Annotated in this window: 13 protein-coding genes; 4 read left to right on the forward strand and 9 right to left on the reverse strand. The window is 67.5% G+C overall.

Features of this window, described 5'->3' with window-relative positions; all coding sequences use genetic code 11:
* The first annotated feature begins 8 nt into the window (after positions 1–8).
* A complete protein-coding gene (locus tag PK98_RS10400; RefSeq protein ID WP_039096853.1) occupies positions 9–542 on the forward strand; it encodes a ubiquinol-cytochrome C chaperone family protein in 534 nt (177 codons plus the stop codon).
* A complete protein-coding gene (locus PK98_RS10405; protein ID WP_039096855.1) occupies positions 539–1054 on the forward strand; it encodes a YceD family protein in 516 nt (171 codons plus the stop codon). The genes PK98_RS10400 and PK98_RS10405 overlap by 4 nt, the downstream gene beginning before the upstream one ends.
* Here PK98_RS10405 and PK98_RS16010 read toward each other — a convergent pair.
* The 3 genes from PK98_RS16010 to PK98_RS10425 form a co-directional block, all read right to left on the reverse strand.
* Positions 996–2108 carry a DUF1440 domain-containing protein gene (locus tag PK98_RS16010; protein WP_081996194.1) on the reverse strand — a complete coding sequence of 371 codons (1113 nt, stop codon included), beginning with the start codon at positions 2106–2108 and terminating at the stop codon, positions 996–998. The genes PK98_RS10405 and PK98_RS16010 overlap by 59 nt on opposite strands.
* A 135-nt stretch (positions 2109–2243) precedes the next feature.
* The gene (locus tag PK98_RS10420) at positions 2244–2435 is read right to left on the reverse strand and encodes a hypothetical protein (protein ID WP_039096857.1); all 192 of its coding nucleotides are present in this window, start codon (positions 2433–2435) and stop codon (positions 2244–2246) included.
* 58 nt (positions 2436–2493) lie between these two features.
* Positions 2494–3504, reverse strand: coding sequence for an NAD(P)H-dependent flavin oxidoreductase (locus PK98_RS10425; protein ID WP_039096859.1), 1011 nt, complete (start codon positions 3502–3504; stop codon positions 2494–2496).
* 71 nt (positions 3505–3575) lie between these two features.
* Here PK98_RS10425 and PK98_RS10430 point away from each other — a divergent pair, with 71 nt between their 5' ends.
* Entirely contained in the window at positions 3576–4358 is a 783-nt protein-coding gene (locus PK98_RS10430; RefSeq protein WP_039097551.1) for an enoyl-CoA hydratase-related protein, read from the forward strand.
* On the opposite strand, the gene PK98_RS10435 is transcribed toward PK98_RS10430, so the two are convergent.
* The 3 genes from PK98_RS10435 to PK98_RS10445 are packed head-to-tail and all read right to left on the reverse strand — an operon-like array spanning position 4355 to position 8717.
* A complete protein-coding gene (locus PK98_RS10435) occupies positions 4355–5158 on the reverse strand; it encodes a class I mannose-6-phosphate isomerase (protein WP_039096862.1) in 804 nt (267 codons plus the stop codon). The genes PK98_RS10430 and PK98_RS10435 overlap by 4 nt on opposite strands.
* Positions 5159–5173: 15 nt before the next feature.
* On the reverse strand, positions 5174–6490 hold the full coding sequence (locus PK98_RS10440) for a glycoside hydrolase family 130 protein (RefSeq protein ID WP_052208521.1): 1317 nt from the start codon (positions 6488–6490) through the stop codon (positions 5174–5176).
* A complete protein-coding gene (locus PK98_RS10445; protein ID WP_081996266.1) occupies positions 6435–8717 on the reverse strand; it encodes a glycosyltransferase family 4 protein in 2283 nt (760 codons plus the stop codon). The genes PK98_RS10440 and PK98_RS10445 overlap by 56 nt, the downstream gene beginning before the upstream one ends.
* A gap of 435 nt (positions 8718–9152) precedes the next feature.
* Here PK98_RS10445 and PK98_RS10450 point away from each other — a divergent pair, with 435 nt between their 5' ends.
* Positions 9153–9878, forward strand: coding sequence for an HPP family protein (locus tag PK98_RS10450; protein ID WP_039096864.1), 726 nt, complete (start codon positions 9153–9155; stop codon positions 9876–9878).
* Here the strand turns inward: PK98_RS10450 and PK98_RS10455 are convergent.
* The 3 genes from PK98_RS10455 to PK98_RS10465 all read right to left on the reverse strand — a co-directional run bounded on the left by PK98_RS10455 (position 9826) and on the right by PK98_RS10465 (position 14855).
* Positions 9826–10374, reverse strand: coding sequence for a hypothetical protein (locus PK98_RS10455; protein ID WP_052208523.1), 549 nt, complete (start codon positions 10372–10374; stop codon positions 9826–9828). The two genes, PK98_RS10450 and PK98_RS10455, sit on opposite strands and share 53 nt — an antisense overlap.
* A 5-nt stretch (positions 10375–10379) precedes the next feature.
* Positions 10380–11951 carry a pectate lyase gene (locus tag PK98_RS10460; RefSeq protein WP_039096865.1) on the reverse strand — a complete coding sequence of 524 codons (1572 nt, stop codon included), beginning with the start codon at positions 11949–11951 and terminating at the stop codon, positions 10380–10382.
* 114 nt (positions 11952–12065) lie between these two features.
* Positions 12066–14855, reverse strand: a complete 2790-nt coding sequence (locus tag PK98_RS10465; protein ID WP_235425488.1) for a glycosyl hydrolase 115 family protein — start codon at positions 14853–14855, stop codon at positions 12066–12068.
* Between the last annotated feature and the right edge of the window lie 70 nt (positions 14856–14925).

Raw genomic sequence — 14925 nt, forward strand, 5'->3', positions numbered from 1 at the left:
GCGCTGCCATGACTGCCCGCCAATCTGCCCTGGCCCGGCTATTCCGCCACCGCCCCGACCCGCGAGACAGCCTTCGACCGTTATGGCACCGCATCGTCGGCACATCCCGTGACCCACGCTGGTATGCGGTCGGGCAGGTGGCGGACAGTGTCAGCGGCCGTTTCGACATGATCGCCGCGATCCTGGCACTGGTGCTGCTGCGGCTGGAAGCCTTGGACGCCCCGGCCGAACACGGCGTTCACCTGACCGAGCTGTTCGTGGAGGACATGGACCGCCAGCTGCGCGAGACCGGGGTGGGCGATCTGGTCGTGGGCAAGCGGATCGGCAAGCTGGTCGCGGCGCTGGGCGGACGGCTGGGTGCCTTCCGTGATGCACTTGCCGCAGATGCCGAACCTGTCCTGCTGGAAGATGCCGCGCGCCGCAACATCACGCTGTCCGATGGCGCGGAAAGCGCCACCATCGCGGACTTGCTGCGGACCTGGAATGCGGAGCTGGGCGGGTACGATGCCGATACGATCCTGGCGGCGGAGCTGCCCCGATGAGTGATGCCGGCCCTCCTGAGCTGTCCCGCATGGTGGATCCGCGGCTGATCACCACGCGGCCGGTGCTGGTCGAGGCGAACGAGGCGGAATGTGTCGCACTGGCCCGCAGGTTTGCGCTGGTCTCCGTCGACCGGCTGCGCGCCGAACTCGCGCTGGAGCCCGACGGCGAGCAGGTCACCGCCACCGGTCGCCTGCAGGCCGCCATCGTGCAGAGCTGCGCCATTTCCGGCAACGATCTGCCGGTCACGGTCGACGAGGAACTGCGCCTGGTCTTCGTGCCGGAGCCGGTGATCGAGGCGGAGGAGCTCGAACTGGAGGAGGCGGATCTCGACCAGCTGTTCTACTCCGGCGGCAGCTTCGACATAGGCGAGGCCGTCGCACAAAGCCTGGCACTGGCGATCGACCCCTATGCCTGTGGGCCGGATGCCGATCGCGTGCGTGACGAGGCCGGGCTCAATGCTCCCCGGGAAGGTGGTCCGTTCGCTGCGCTTGCAGCCTTGCGGAAGCCGTAAGCCGCGCCGCCTTTGCCGCTTCACGCCGCCGCTCGCGCGCCTCGCGCCGGCGCTTGAGGGTGACAAAGCCGGTGATCGCCACCGCCCCGGCCAGACACAGCACATCCTCCGCCACGCCGACCGGCAGGTCACGCCCCAGCGCGCGCGAAGCGAAGGCCCGCACGCGATAACCGATCAGGGCCCCGGCGACAGCGCCTGCGGCGCCGATCACCGCAGCATTCCGCCGCTGCTCCGGCCGGGCGATCACAGCTGCCGACAGCGCTGCGCCCGCCATGCGTCCACCCAGCCCCATGGCACTGGTCCGATCGGGCGTTCCCGGCTGTACGTCCACGTAATATTCGGCCGCCGCTCCTGCCACGAACAGGGCTGCGGTCAGCGGATGGGCCATGAAGGCCAGCTTGCTGCCGTCCAGCTTCAACGCGCCGGTCGCCGCCGCCAGGCTGGTGATGGCCGGTGGCGTCATCGTCCGCTGTCCGTTGGCCATGCCCAGCGCGAATGGCAGGGCCGCCTCCTCCAGCGGCAACGGCGTATAATCCTGCTTGCCCGGCGTGCCGCGCAGCGACCGGCGCACTGCTTCCGTTACCATGCCGAATACCACGTGGGAGACATAGGCATAGACATGCGTGCGCAATGAATATTGCCACGGCGGCCGGGCCAAGCCGGTCAACGGCACGGCGATCTGGTCGATCAGGGTGGCGCTGGCAATGCCGAACAGCGCGCCGCCGCCCATGCTGGCCGGACGATACCGCTCCGCCAGCAGGCCATAGGCCGCGCCCGACAGGCCGCCGACCAGGTAATGCACAGCGCTGCCGGCGGCCGGACGCTCGCGCTTGTCCACATCGTGTCCGCTGACCAGCCGGGCGACAGCGTTGGCCGCCTTTTCCGGTGCGGGTGTCTTGTCCCCGTGCTGCGGGCCGGAGGGCTGGAACAGCGGGATGACCGCAGTCTGGAACCGGTCCATCGTCCAAGAGGCGGCCAGTCCCGCGACGAGCCCGCCGGCGGTGCCGCGCATGTCGTCAAGCGTACGGCTGGCGGGAAGGGGATTGGCGGCCATCGGCAGGAACTCCAGCTATTTGCCCACATCTACCCGGCAGCGAGGCGCCGGTTCCACGCCGGCAGGCAGGCCTTCGGGCAAGAAAAAAGGACGGCACCCTCGCGGGTACCGCCCTTCCTCTCCTTTATCTCAGGCTCAACGCTTGCCGGTCAGCTTGCTGGCGGCGTAGCCCCCTGCTGCCAGTGCGATCAGCCCGACCGGGCCGACGCGCCGCAACAGCGGCACGGCCAGCGCGCCGACCAGTGCACCACCAGTGCCGCCGATGCCGCCACGTGCCTTTTCCGCCACCCGGGCGCCGAGGGCGGCGCCAATCATCTTGCCGATCATCAAAGACCTCCTTGGAATGTGAGTCGCAAGCGCGACAGGAGGTATTTGGTTCCGGCGCTCAGCGGCGCTGCAGCGCCGCCTCGCACTGTGCCATCAGGCCGTCCATGATCGCCTGCACCGGCTCCTCCTGCGTGACCATGCCGACCGACTGCCCGGCCATCAGGCTGCCATTCTCGACATCGCCGTCGATAACCGCGCGGCGCAGCGCGCCGGCCCAGTAGTGCTCGATCTGCAGCTGCGCCTCGGCCATCTCCAGCGCCTCGCCATCCAGCATGCCGGCGACCTCGCGCTGCTTGGCGGTGAACACCTCCGTGCCCTTGTTGCGCAGCGCGCGCACGGGGATCACCGGCAGACGCGCATCGACCTGCACGCTGGCCACCGCATCGCGCGCGCTGGCGCGGAAGAACGCCTTCTTGAACGCGGGATGGGCGATGCTCTCGGTAGCGCAGGCGAAGCGGGTGCCCAGCTGCACGCCGACCGCGCCCATCTCCAGATAGCCGGCAATCGCCTCCCCCCGGCCGATCCCGCCGGCGACGAACACCAGGTGATCTTCCGCCAGGGCAGGCAGGAATTCCTGCGCCAGCACGCTGGTGGAGACCGGGCCGATATGGCCGCCCGCCTCCATCCCCTCGATCACCAGCGCATCCCCGCCGCTGCGCAGCAGCTTCTTCGCCAGCGCCAGCGTGGGCGCGAACACGATGACCTTGCCGCCGAATGCCTTGATCGCCTCCACGCTGCCCTTGGGCGGAATGCCGCCGGCCAGCACCACATGCGTCACGTCGTGGCGCGCGCATACCGCAATCAGGTCGGTCAGCTGCGGGTGCATGGTGATCAGGTTCACGCCGAAGGGGCGGTCGGTCAGCGCCTTGGTGGCGGCGATTTCCTTGTCGAGCAGTTCGGGGTTCATCGCCCCGCAGGCGATCACGCCGAAGCCGCCGGCATTGCTGATGGCGGACACCAGGTTACGCTCCGACACCCAGCTCATCGCCCCGCACAGGATCGCATGTTCGCTGCCGAGGAAGTCGGCACCGCGGCGCATCAGCGCATGGGACTTGGAGTAGGCTGCCATTATGCACCTCGACACGGGGAAGGCGCGGGCTCTAGGCAAGGGCGGATGGCAGGGCAAGCATGGAGCCGCGCATGAGCGAGTACCGGACAATCAAGGTTGCCACCGACGGAGGCGTCACGATCGTGACCCTGAACCGGCCGGAAGCGCTGAACGCGCTGTCCTCCGCCGTGCTGGAGGAGCTGATCGCCGCCTTTGCCGCCTTTCAGGCCGACGACGGCCAGCGCTGCGCGGTGGTGACCGGAGAGGGCAAGGCCTTCGCTGCCGGCGCCGACATCAAGGAACTGGCCGCGACCTCCGCGGCCCAGTTCTACGCTGCGGACGGGTTGTCCCGCTGGCAGAGCCATCTGGTGCGGGCCGTCCGCAAGCCGTGGATCGCCGCGGTCAACGGCTTTGCCCTTGGCGGCGGGTGCGAGCTGGCGATGATGGCCGACCTGATCATCGCCGCCGACACCGCCAGGTTCGGCCAGCCGGAGATCAAGCTCGGCACCATCCCCGGCATGGGCGGGACCCAGCGCCTTGCCCGTGCGGTAGGACAGGCCAGGGCCATGGAGCTGATCCTGACCGGCCGGATGATGGATGCGGCCGAGGCGCAAGGCGCCGGCGTGGTAGCGCGCGTGGTGCCGGCAGATGGCCTGATGGACGCCGCGCTGGAGACCGCGCGCACCATCGCCGCCATGCCGCCGCTTGCGGTGCTGGCCGCCAAGGAGGCGGTCCACGCCGCGGCCAACCTGCCGCTGGAGGACGGGCTGGTGCTGGAACGTCGCCTGTTCCACCTGCTCGCCGGGACCGAGGACAAGGCCGAAGGCATGGCCGCCTTCATCGAGAAGCGCACCGCGGAGTGGAAGGGACGCTAGACCAGCGGCTGGGTGATCAGGCAGCTGCCATCGGCAGCGAAGGTCACGGCATCGATCGAGAGCGCCAGCGCGCAGCTGCCTGGTTCGACCGCTTCGCCATCGACCTGTGCCGTGCCTTCACGCGGAATCACCAGGACCGGGCCGGAATAGCGTGCCGCGGTCGCGGGATCGGGGGCGCCATCCACCCGGTCCAGCCGGAAGTAAGGGCCGTCGACTAGGGCCACGTCGCCGCTTTCGGGCAAGTGCCGGCGATTGGCCGGGTCGTGCACCCCCGCCTGCGACACGGCCACACCATCATCCAGGTGCAGTTCGCGCGGACGGCCATAATCGAACAGGCGATAGGTGATGTCGCTGTTCTGCTGGATCTCGATGATCGACACCCCGCCCCCGATCGCATGAACGGTATTGGCGGGGATGTAGAAGAAGTCGCCCGGCTGCACCCGGTGCCATACCATCAGGTCCTCGATCGACCCGTCTTCCGATGCGGCGCGCAGTTCGTCGGCCGTCAGCTGGTGGTCGAAACCGATGCCGAGCGTGGCGTCCTCCTCCGCGTCGATCACCAGCCAGCATTCTTCCTTGCCCTGCTTGCCCAGGCCTTTCGCCTCGGTCTGCGTGTCGGACGGATGGACCTGGATCGACAGCTTCTCGCTGGCGAAGATGTACTTCACCAGCAGCTGAGGCAGCTGCGCCGGCGGCTCGAACCAGATCTCCCCGATCCGCTTGCCGTCCGGCGCGGAGAACGGGGCAGGCAGCGTGTCCATGCCCCATGGCTTCTCGACAGTCTTTGTAGGCAGCAGCATCCCGGACCCTCTGTATCAGCGCATCAGGCGCAGCAACTCATCGATCTCGACCGTGGCAAAGCCCACCGCACTGTCCGATATGCCATACGGCACCAGCAGCCGCTCGCCTACCTTCAGCACGCCGCAGGTATAGACCACATTCGGGACATAGCCCGACCGGTCGGCATCGACCGCGCTCAGCACCGGTTCGCGGGTGCGGCCGATCACCTTGGACGGATCGTCCAGATCCAGCAGCGCGGCGCCCAGGCAATATTTGCGCATGGCACCCACGCCATGGGTGAACAGCAGCCAGCCCTCGTCCGTCCTGATCGGACTGCCGCAATTGCCGATCTGCACGAACTCCCACGGGAATTGCGGCTCCATCAGCAGGGTGCCCTCGTCATCCCAGCGATCCAGCCGGTCCGACGTCAGCAGGAACAGGTTCTTGCCGTCCTGCCGGCTGACCATGGCGTACCGCCCGCCGATCTTCTCCGGGAACAGCGCCATGCCCTTGTTGCGGCCCGCACGGCCGCTGATCGGTTCCAGCAGGAAGCGGCGGAAGTCGCAGGTGCGCAGCAGTTCGGACCGGATCGTGCTGCCGGAATAGGCGGTGTAGGTGCCGATCCACTCGAACTCGCCATCGCCATGGTCGAAGCGCACCATGCGCAGATCTTCCAGACCGTTGCGCTGCTGTTCGGTGATGGGGAAGATCACCGTATTGCTGAGGCTGCTGTCAAAATGCCGATGCACAGTGACGCCGGCATCGCTGTCGGTCAGCGTCGCATCGTCCAGCTCCACACTGGTCGCAAAGGTGCTTTGCGGCCACAGCGTGAAATTCCCGTCGGCCTCCGCGATGCCTTCGCGGAAGGCGATCGAACTGATGTGCCCTTCGCCCACTGCGCGCAGGGTCATCACGAACCGGCAGGCACCATTGGCCATGCCGCTCTGGTCTGGATGCGGCACGATCGACGGGTTCATCAGCGCCGCGGCGGCGTAGGAATATTCGTGGCAGAAAAACGCGCCGACCAGCCTGCGCCGCGTCAGCGAGAAGTCGCAGCACTGGGCAGGCAAGGTCTCCTGCACATCGGCGAAGCGTTCCTCGAACATCTTCTCCGTCTGCCAGTGCCGTGCCACGAAGTCGCGCCGGACACGGGCATATTCCGCCTCGACCTCGGCGTCTGACAGGGCGCTGATGTCTTCCACCAGCTTCAGCGCCCGGCCACCGGGCGCATTCCACGCCGACCAGCCCAGATGGAAGGGGCGCAGGACTACGCGTGACGGATCGGCATGCAGCCTTTCATCCAGGATTTGCAAAGGACTGTTCGGCCAGACGCCCTCGAAACCCACTCTCATCTCCAATCGAATCGCGCTGCTGCGCTTCGGCGAGCGCTAGAACGGAATAATGCGCCAATTGGAAGGCGAGGATGGACTCCGCCCCGCAATTCGCATTGGCGCCGCGGGGATTGATCCCGTCACGGCAACGGCCGGTCGCCAGATCCGCCAGCACCACCCCGCGATCATTGGCACCGAAGAACCAGTTGCGGGCGCAATGGGCATGGTCGATCCAGCGCGCGTCGCCGGTCGCATCATACGCGGCCCGCGCCGCCTCGATCGCGGCCTGCGCCTCCAGCGGCTGCTGATCGAACGGCAGATGGCCATGCTCGGTCCCGAAGCTGTCGGACCCGATCGGGCGAAAGTGGCCGCTGGCTGCAACCTGCTGCCCGGCAATCCAGAGCAGCGTTTCCACCCCGGCCTCGACCCACTCGCTGTGGTCCAGCAGCATACCGGCCTCGATCAGGGCCTGCGACAGCCGCGGATTGTCATATCCCAGCACGGCCTCGAACCAGGCCCAATCCGGCCGGCGCGCACCGCCGAGCAGCCGATGCAGGAAATCGGCCCCTTCCGCCAGGGTCGCGCGCGATTCCTTGTGATCGGGACGGGCGCGCAACGAGCACGCGGCGCCGAGCATGGTGAACGCGACGGAGCGCGGGCTGGGCAGCTTGCGGGCGTGTGGCAGCGCGGTGTCGAACATCCACAGCGCCCATTCGCGCATGTCTGCAGTCGGCGCATGCTCAAGCGTATGACCCAGCGCCCATAGCGCGCGGCCGTTTGAATCCTCGGAGCCGGCATCTTCGCACCAGCTACGATCGAAGCGCATGAAGTTGCGGAAGACGCCCAGATCCGGGTTCCAAGCGTGATGTACGAAGCTGGCATAGGTCATCGACCATTTCTGCTGCTCCGCCGGGTCGAGGCCCTCGGCCAGGTTCATCAGCATCAGCGCCCGGGCATTGTCGTCCAGGCAATAGCCGTGCCGGCGGTCGGGCACGATGCCGATCGCATGCTGGAACATGCCGGTGCCGTCGCTCATCGACAGTACGCCGGACAGGCCGGGCGTGGCCGTGGCCGGTGGAATGCGGCCCATCGGCGCGACCGAGGCTTCGACCAGGGCGGCAGCGCCATCGGCGAAGCGGGGCCAGATCGTCTCCCGTCCTCGGGCATAGGCCCGTCGCTGCAGCGCCAGCAGCTCTTCCGGATCGTCCAGCAGGTGATTGACCGCCTGCGCAATGGCGGGTGCGCTGCCCGGCTCGATCAGGATGCCGGCATCGTCGCTCAGCAGTTCGCGAGCGTGGAGATATGGCGTGGACACCACCGCCTTGCCCAGCGCCACGGCATAGCTCAGCGTGCCGGAGGTGGACTGCTGCAATCCAGGATAGGGCGTGACGTAGATATCGCACGCTTCCAGCTGGTCCAGCAGCTCGTCCGTTTCCAGGAAGCGGTTGTCCCACAGCAGGTGGTCGGCGACGCCCAGTTCGTCGGCCCGCGCCATCAGGCGCTCGCGATAGGCCTCGCCTTCCCGCGCCACCAGATTGGGGTGGGTGGCGCCGACGATGCGGTACACCACCTCGGGATGACGCTCCACGATCGCGGGCAGTGCCTCGATCACCTTCTCCAGCCCCTTGCCCGGGCCGAGCAGGCCGAAGGTCATCATGACCTTGCGTCCTTCCAGACCCAGCTGCTCCTTGAACGTGCGGTTGCGGCCGAACGGGCGGTCGGGCGCGCCATGGGGCACGACCTGCAGGATGTCATGCGGTGCGCCATAGACGCTGGCCAGCAGGTCACGCGAATGGCCACTCATCACCATGATACGGCTCGCGCGGGTGACCAGGTGTTTCAGGATGGCATGCTGACGGGTGGACGGTTCCGCCAGCACCGTGTGCGGCGTGAGGATCAGCGGCGCAGCGATGCGGTCCACGAAACCGCTGACCATGTCGCCGTCCTGGCCACCGAAAATACCGAACTCGTGCTGCAGCCAGACTGCATCCACACCGCTCTCGTTGATGCGCCGGGCAGCCTGTGCGTAGCTGTCGGGATCGTTCCAGGCGATGGTGCCGGCGATGTTCTGGTAGGCGAGCGGACTGGCCGGATCGTCCAGCGCATAGACATCGACCTGGATGCGCGGATGGAACTCGCGCAACTTGTCGAACACGTCGCCGGTGAAGGTGGCGATGCCGCACTTGCGCGGCACGAAATTCCCGATCAGCGCAATACGACGCAGCGAGCGATGCGCGTGGTGCGCCATGTCCGGTCCCTCCTTGCGTCCGGCGCCCCGCAATGCCGAAAAGATAGACTGGACCTGCCCGGCAATCAGGCGCTCACCATCACCCATAGCTACAATCCCCGGAGCGTGCCTGCGCCTCCCACCAGAATGCCGACCAACCGGCCCATGCTGCATTGCATCATGGATTTCGCCTGGGATCAAGGACGGCTGGTGCGGAAGCACAAGGAACTGTCAAACCAATATGCTTTGCTGATCCGATGTGCCTTTGCCTGGTTCGCAACCGCACAATCGTTTCTTCAAGGTCTCAACTTACCGCAACGCCTTTCGGTTCCTACCGCCTTGCGGCGCCTGCCGGCTGGCCTACGAGCAGCAGCTCCTGTTCCGGACCTGCCGATCGGACCCCCGGCCTGCAACTTGCTTGCACCGCCGGGCCGCGCTCGCCTAGGAGCGGGCCGCATGTCCCTGTTCAACCCCTTGCTCGCCGGCGCGCATACAGGAGAGCGCCTGCTCGCCTGTATCGGTGCCGCGATCGGCATCGGCCTGACCATGGTGGTGTGCGCCGGCCTGCCGATCGGCGCAGCCGCCAACATCCCGATCATTGTCGCCCCGCTGGGTGCATCGGCCGTGCTGGTGTTCGCCGTGCCCAGCAGCCCGCTGGCGCAGCCATGGCCGGTGGTGGGCGGGAACATCATCTCCACGCTGATCGGCGTTACCGCCTTCCATCTGGTGCCGCAGGCGGCACTGGCCGCGGGCCTGGCCGTGGGGGCTGCGATCCTGGTGATGTCGCTGCTGCGCTGCCTGCACCCGCCGGGTGGCGCGGCGGCGCTGACTGCGGTGATCGGCGGATCGGGGGTGCATGACGCCGGCTATGCCTTCGCCTTCGCACCCGTGGGCATCAATTCGATCGCGCTGGTCGCGCTGGCGCTTATGATCCACCGGGCGACGGCCCGATCCTACCCCCATGTCCCGCCGCCATCTGCCCCCACCGGCCCCGTACCAGGGCTGCAAGCGACGGACATCGACGCCGCGCTGGACGAGATGCACGAAAGCTTCGACATAAGCCGGGCCGATCTGGATGCCCTGCTGACGCGCGCGCAGGCCCATGCGGCGCACCGCGGCACGCCCGGGCCTAGTGCGCCCATTCCTCCTGCAGGACTTCGGCGCGGCGACCGTCCCACTTGATCTCCACCTTGCGACCCTCCGGGTTGCCGCCTTCCTCGCCGAACAGTTCAAAGATCACGATTCCGTCCGCCTGGGTGCTCTCGATCACCCGGCCGGGCGTGAACCCGGCGGAGTGGGCGGTGCGCACCGGTTCCGGAACGGCGGCGAAGGCGATGTCACGCTGCGTTTCCACGACCCGCCAGGTTCCGCCATCGTCCATGATGTCGAACTCGATCTCGGTGCCGTCGGGAAGCGTGCCGCCGATGTCGAAGTAACGGCGCCCGTCACGCGTCTCCGCCTCGGCCTCGGTGATCGTGACACCTTCGCGCGCGGCACGGGCAGCGGCGAGCACCGGCGCCGGCACTCCGGCCACCGGAACATCCGTCTTCCCGCTGGTGGCGACGCTGCCGACGGCGGCCGGGCGCGCGGCGGCAGCGCCGTCCTCCCGTTCGGCCGTATCGGTCGGGGAGCAGGCGCCTGCGGCCAGGACGACGGCGATCGGAAGAAGCCTGTTCATGTGCGTCACTCCGGATCCAGCGCCGCGATCAGGTGCGCCATGTTGGCGATATAGGCCGAGGTCGAGATGCCGGTCACCGGCTGATCGGTGGTGTAGGGCGAAGTGTCGGACACGTCACCCACATGGGTGGTGCGGTAATCGCCCGCCACCGGGTCGGCCGGGCCGCTGCCGCTGTATGGGTTGCTGGTCGCGGTCAGCTGCGTCGGCCACCAGCCTTCCCGGTTCAGCGAGCGGATGAGCTGTTCGATGCTGGCGTCCCGCTCGCCGGCATTGAGGTCCGATCCGGTATGGCCGCCGCTGACGAAATAGCGCGGCAGCGGCGCCGGGCTGGACCCAGCGAGCGGCGAGCTCGCCACCAGCTCGGCCGCCGGTGTGGCGCGTAGCGTCTCGAACTCCTGCCGCAGCGCGGCAAGGTCGAAGTTCTGCGAGCCCGAATAATGGCCCAGCGTCGCCTCCGGGCTGTAGTCCCAGTAATACTCGCCATTGACCACGTTCGAACCGCGGCGATGGACGAAGATCGGCCGGTTGGTCCCGAATTCGATGAAGGTCGGGTAATTGCGCCCCCGTACAGGTTCGGCCAGCCGCAGGGTCTCCAGCCAGTCCAGCGTTTCCGGGATGCGGGCCAGGAACTTGGTCTCGCCCGTCAGACGATAGAAATCCATCAGCTTGCGGACATTGCTCACCGTGGTGCCGGTATGCAGCGCATTGGGCTCGTAGGTGCGCGCACCCGCCGGGCGCAGGTCAGGCGTGTACTGCAGCGCCCAGCCCGGCTGCGGTGCCCCCTGATGCGTCACCAGATACAGGTTCATGCCGCGCACGATCGGGTCGAGCACCCGCGCATCGCCGAGCACCTGGTAGATCATCAGGAGGAAGTTGACGTTCTCTGCCGCGACGTCGTCGTTGAAGGTGATGAAACGCTGATAATCGGGGTATGAGGGATCGTAGGGCCAGCGCTGCGGCCAGCCGCCGATCGGATACTGGCTGTCGAGAACGAAGCTGATCGCCTTGTCGAGCGCCGGGCGATACCTGGCATCGCGTTTCTCGGCGAACAGCCGCAGCAGGAACTGCGACGCTTCCGCCGTGCCCATGTCATCAAAGGTGGCATTGTCGGAATAGTGCTGGAATTCCTCCATCCGCCAGGCATTTTTGCCCACCGTCTCGTACCAGTGCTTGGTGGCGGCCGGGCTGTCGAAATTGATGAAGTAGTTCCACCCGCCCGACCGGTGCTGCCCGGCCATCAGCGCGCCCGCGACCTGCTCGGCCGCGGTGTAGTAATATTCGTCGCCGGTCGCGTGATAGGCATCCAGGTAGAGGTGGCCCATGGTCGCGGTGCCAGGCGGCTGGACCCAGATCATGGTGGGCGAAGCCTCGATCTCGCCCCAGCGCCGGGACCGGTCCGGCAGGTAGGACCAGACGTAGCCGCCATTGGTCGCCAGATCCTCGACCATGAAGCGGGTGGCACGGCGCATGGTCTGCAGGATCTGCTCGCGTCCAGGCGTGGCCGCGAGCACGGGGCTGAACTGCACGGCCAGCGACATTGCCGCAGCGCTCCCCAGCAGATGGCGGCGACTGATCATTCACGTCTCTCCCAAGTACGGTTTGCGCCGATCCTGAACGGATCGGACCAGATGGCAAGGGAAAGATCGGGCGCCAGTTGCCGCCCATCCGCCGCGCCAAAAGGCTTTGTCCGGTCAGCGCAGGGGCGGTGCTCCATAGCGATCAGGGGCGCCATCCAGCCGCACTTCCAGCCGGTCTAGCAGGAATCCCGGGTCCAGCGCGTGCACCCGGATACTGTGCAGGCCGGGCGCCAGGTGCGGCAGCGCAATCGTGCGGCGCGCACTGTTGCTCAGCACGTTGCGCTTCCACTCGTCACTGCGGCCATGGGTCTCGAAGTCCAGCACCACCAGCGGCTGGTCATCCACCTGCACCGCCAGCCGCAAGCCGTTGGCCGATGTCAGCGGATGGACCGGCAGGCCAACGACATGCAGCACCGCATCCCCCGCTGCGCCGGTCTCGAACCGGTAGCCCAGCGCCGCCGTGCCGGCCGGACCTTCGCGCGATGCCAGTGCCAGCCTTGAGCGCAGCGCCCTGCCGGAAGAGCCCAGCCCGTCGATCCATTCCCAGTCAGGTGACGGCTCGCCGCCCTCCGGCCGGACGAGCGTGATGGTCCGCTCGATCTCGACCGGCGCATCCGGGCCTGTCGCGGTGACAATGCGGCCGCTTATGGCGAGGTCCTTGCCGCCGCATGTCACCTTGCCGAACACCGGCGCGGCGGCTTGCCCGTCATAGCTGACGCTCACCCGCTGCTGGTAACCGTTGCCCGCCGCCAGCCGCCCGCTGGCGAGGCCGGGCACGATGCCGGTCTGGCCGGCAAGCGTCCAGGCGGCATCCTCGCCCCAGCCGTAGATGGTCAGGGCATGCACCGCCGGGCGCCCCTGCACGAAGGTCAGCTCCGACGCATCGACCGCGCAGCCGGCACGCTCGGCAAAGCGGGCCTGCGGGTAGGACGGCTCGGCGAAGACGGGCAGGCGACGGGGCGCCAGGTCCATCATGCCCGCCCACTTGCCGTCGCCCAGCGCATTGTATTGCGCCGTGTCGCTGACGATGCGCACATGGGCCGCCTGCGCCTCGACCGACAGCTGGTTCGCCACCGGCCGGCCCTGCCGGGTGTACAGCGCGGCCAGGTCTAGCTTCAGGTTGCGCTCGTTGATGCTGGCGGCGCCCCGGACGGGGTACAGGACCAGCTGGAAGAACGCGTCCTGCCGCTCGGCGGGCACCCGCGCAGCCAGCGCCTCGGCCTGCGCGCGTAGCCCTGCGTAAACGTCGATGCGCTGCTGCGCCTCCGCCCCGCCAGACCGGATGTAGTCGCCGATCAGCACCGGGCGGGTCGGCTCTACCTGATTGAAGCCCATGAATTCAGGGCGCCGTTCGAAGGCGAGATCGTAATACCGGGTCAGAATAGCGGCGGCTTCCGGCCCCAGCTCCGCCCCGAACTGCTCGCCCATCCAGCGCTCCAGATGCGCACGCGGCGCCAGCTTCAGCTGGTCGTCGTCGAAGGCGAGGTCGAGGAAATACTGCGTCAGGTACTCGCCGGGCTTGATGTCGCCGACATTGACCACCCAGATCCTGCGCGCCTGCATCTGCCACGCGCGATCCAGCTGCTCGCGGATCAACGCTGGGTGCGTGGTCGCCAGCCACAGGTAATCGTGCGGCCGCCCCCAGTAGGAGATGTGGTAATACACGCCGGAGCCGCCGCTGCGCGCCTGCTCGGCCGGGGTGGGCAGCTGGTTGATGTAGCCGTAATTGTTCTCCGGCCAGACCAGCGTGACATCCTCGGGTACCTTCAGCCCCATGCCGTAGAGGTCGAGCACCTCCTTGTAGAGGGTCAGCGCCTGCGGGATCTGCGTGGCCGGCGTGCCCTGCGCCTCCGCCAGCAGGTCACGCTGCAGGCCGATCACCTCCGCCATCGTGTCGCGCGCGATTTCAGGCGTGGCGGCGCCTTCCATCGCGGAATCGTGCTTGCCGCGCAGGCCTACGGAATAGATGTTCTCGAACCCGCGCACCTCTTCGGCCCGGTCGCGCCAATAATCGAGCATCGCTGCCCGGTTGGTGAAGAAGTTGAACTCGCCGCGCGCATCATCCCATTCGCGCACATTGTTGCGCATCATCGGTTCGGCATGGGACGTGCCCACCACAATCGCATGATCGCGGGCGGCATCCGCATTGCCGGCGATCTGGTAGAACGGCGTGGTGCTGTCATGCATCGCAGGCCAGATCAGGTTCGCCTTCAGCCGCCACATCAGCTGGAAGATCCGGCCGTACGTCTTCGGACCGATGTCGCCGACCTCCGCCTCGAAGGTCCGGGCGGCCCAGGGTTGCAGGCCCCAATCCTCGTCATTCAGGAAGATGCCGCGATATTGCACCGATGGTGCCTTCGACAGCCGGCTACCGCCGTCCACCACCAGCCGATCGACCCTGGTCGGCGCGACGTCGGCCCACCATTCCCATGCCGAGACACCCATCTCGCGCGTCAGGTCCACCGTGCCCCAGATCGCGCCCCGTGTGTCGGAGCCGGCGATCACCAGATAGGTGCGGCCGGCAACGGTGCGCGACGGCAGCGCCACGCGGACATATTGCTCCCATTGATCCCCCAGCTGCGCCGCATCCAGCCCGGTATCCTGCGCTACCGCCGCCAGCAGCGGGGAATCCTTCGCGGCGATGACCACGCAGGTCATGCCGCAATCCTCAATGCTGGTGAAGGTGCCTGCCGCCTGGTTGGTGACCGATTGCAGGTCACCGGCGAGCATGGTCGCCGCCAGTGCCAGCGGACGCGCGGGATCGTGGACCACGCTGGCGACGCTTTCGCCATCAAACAGCACGACCTGCTGCCTGTCCTGCGCGATCGTGGTTCCGCTGCAGAGGAATGCCACAGGGGCTATGCCGAGCAGCATCGCGCTCCGCGATCGGGTGAGAGCTGCCATCATCGTTCCTCCGCTGTCGCCCGGACCCGGGCTACGGCGAGGAATGGCCCGGTATCGTCCGACTGTGCGC

It is taken from the genome of Croceibacterium mercuriale, assembly GCF_000802385.1.
In the GTDB taxonomy this organism is placed as follows: Bacteria; Pseudomonadota; Alphaproteobacteria; order Sphingomonadales; family Sphingomonadaceae; genus Croceibacterium; species Croceibacterium mercuriale.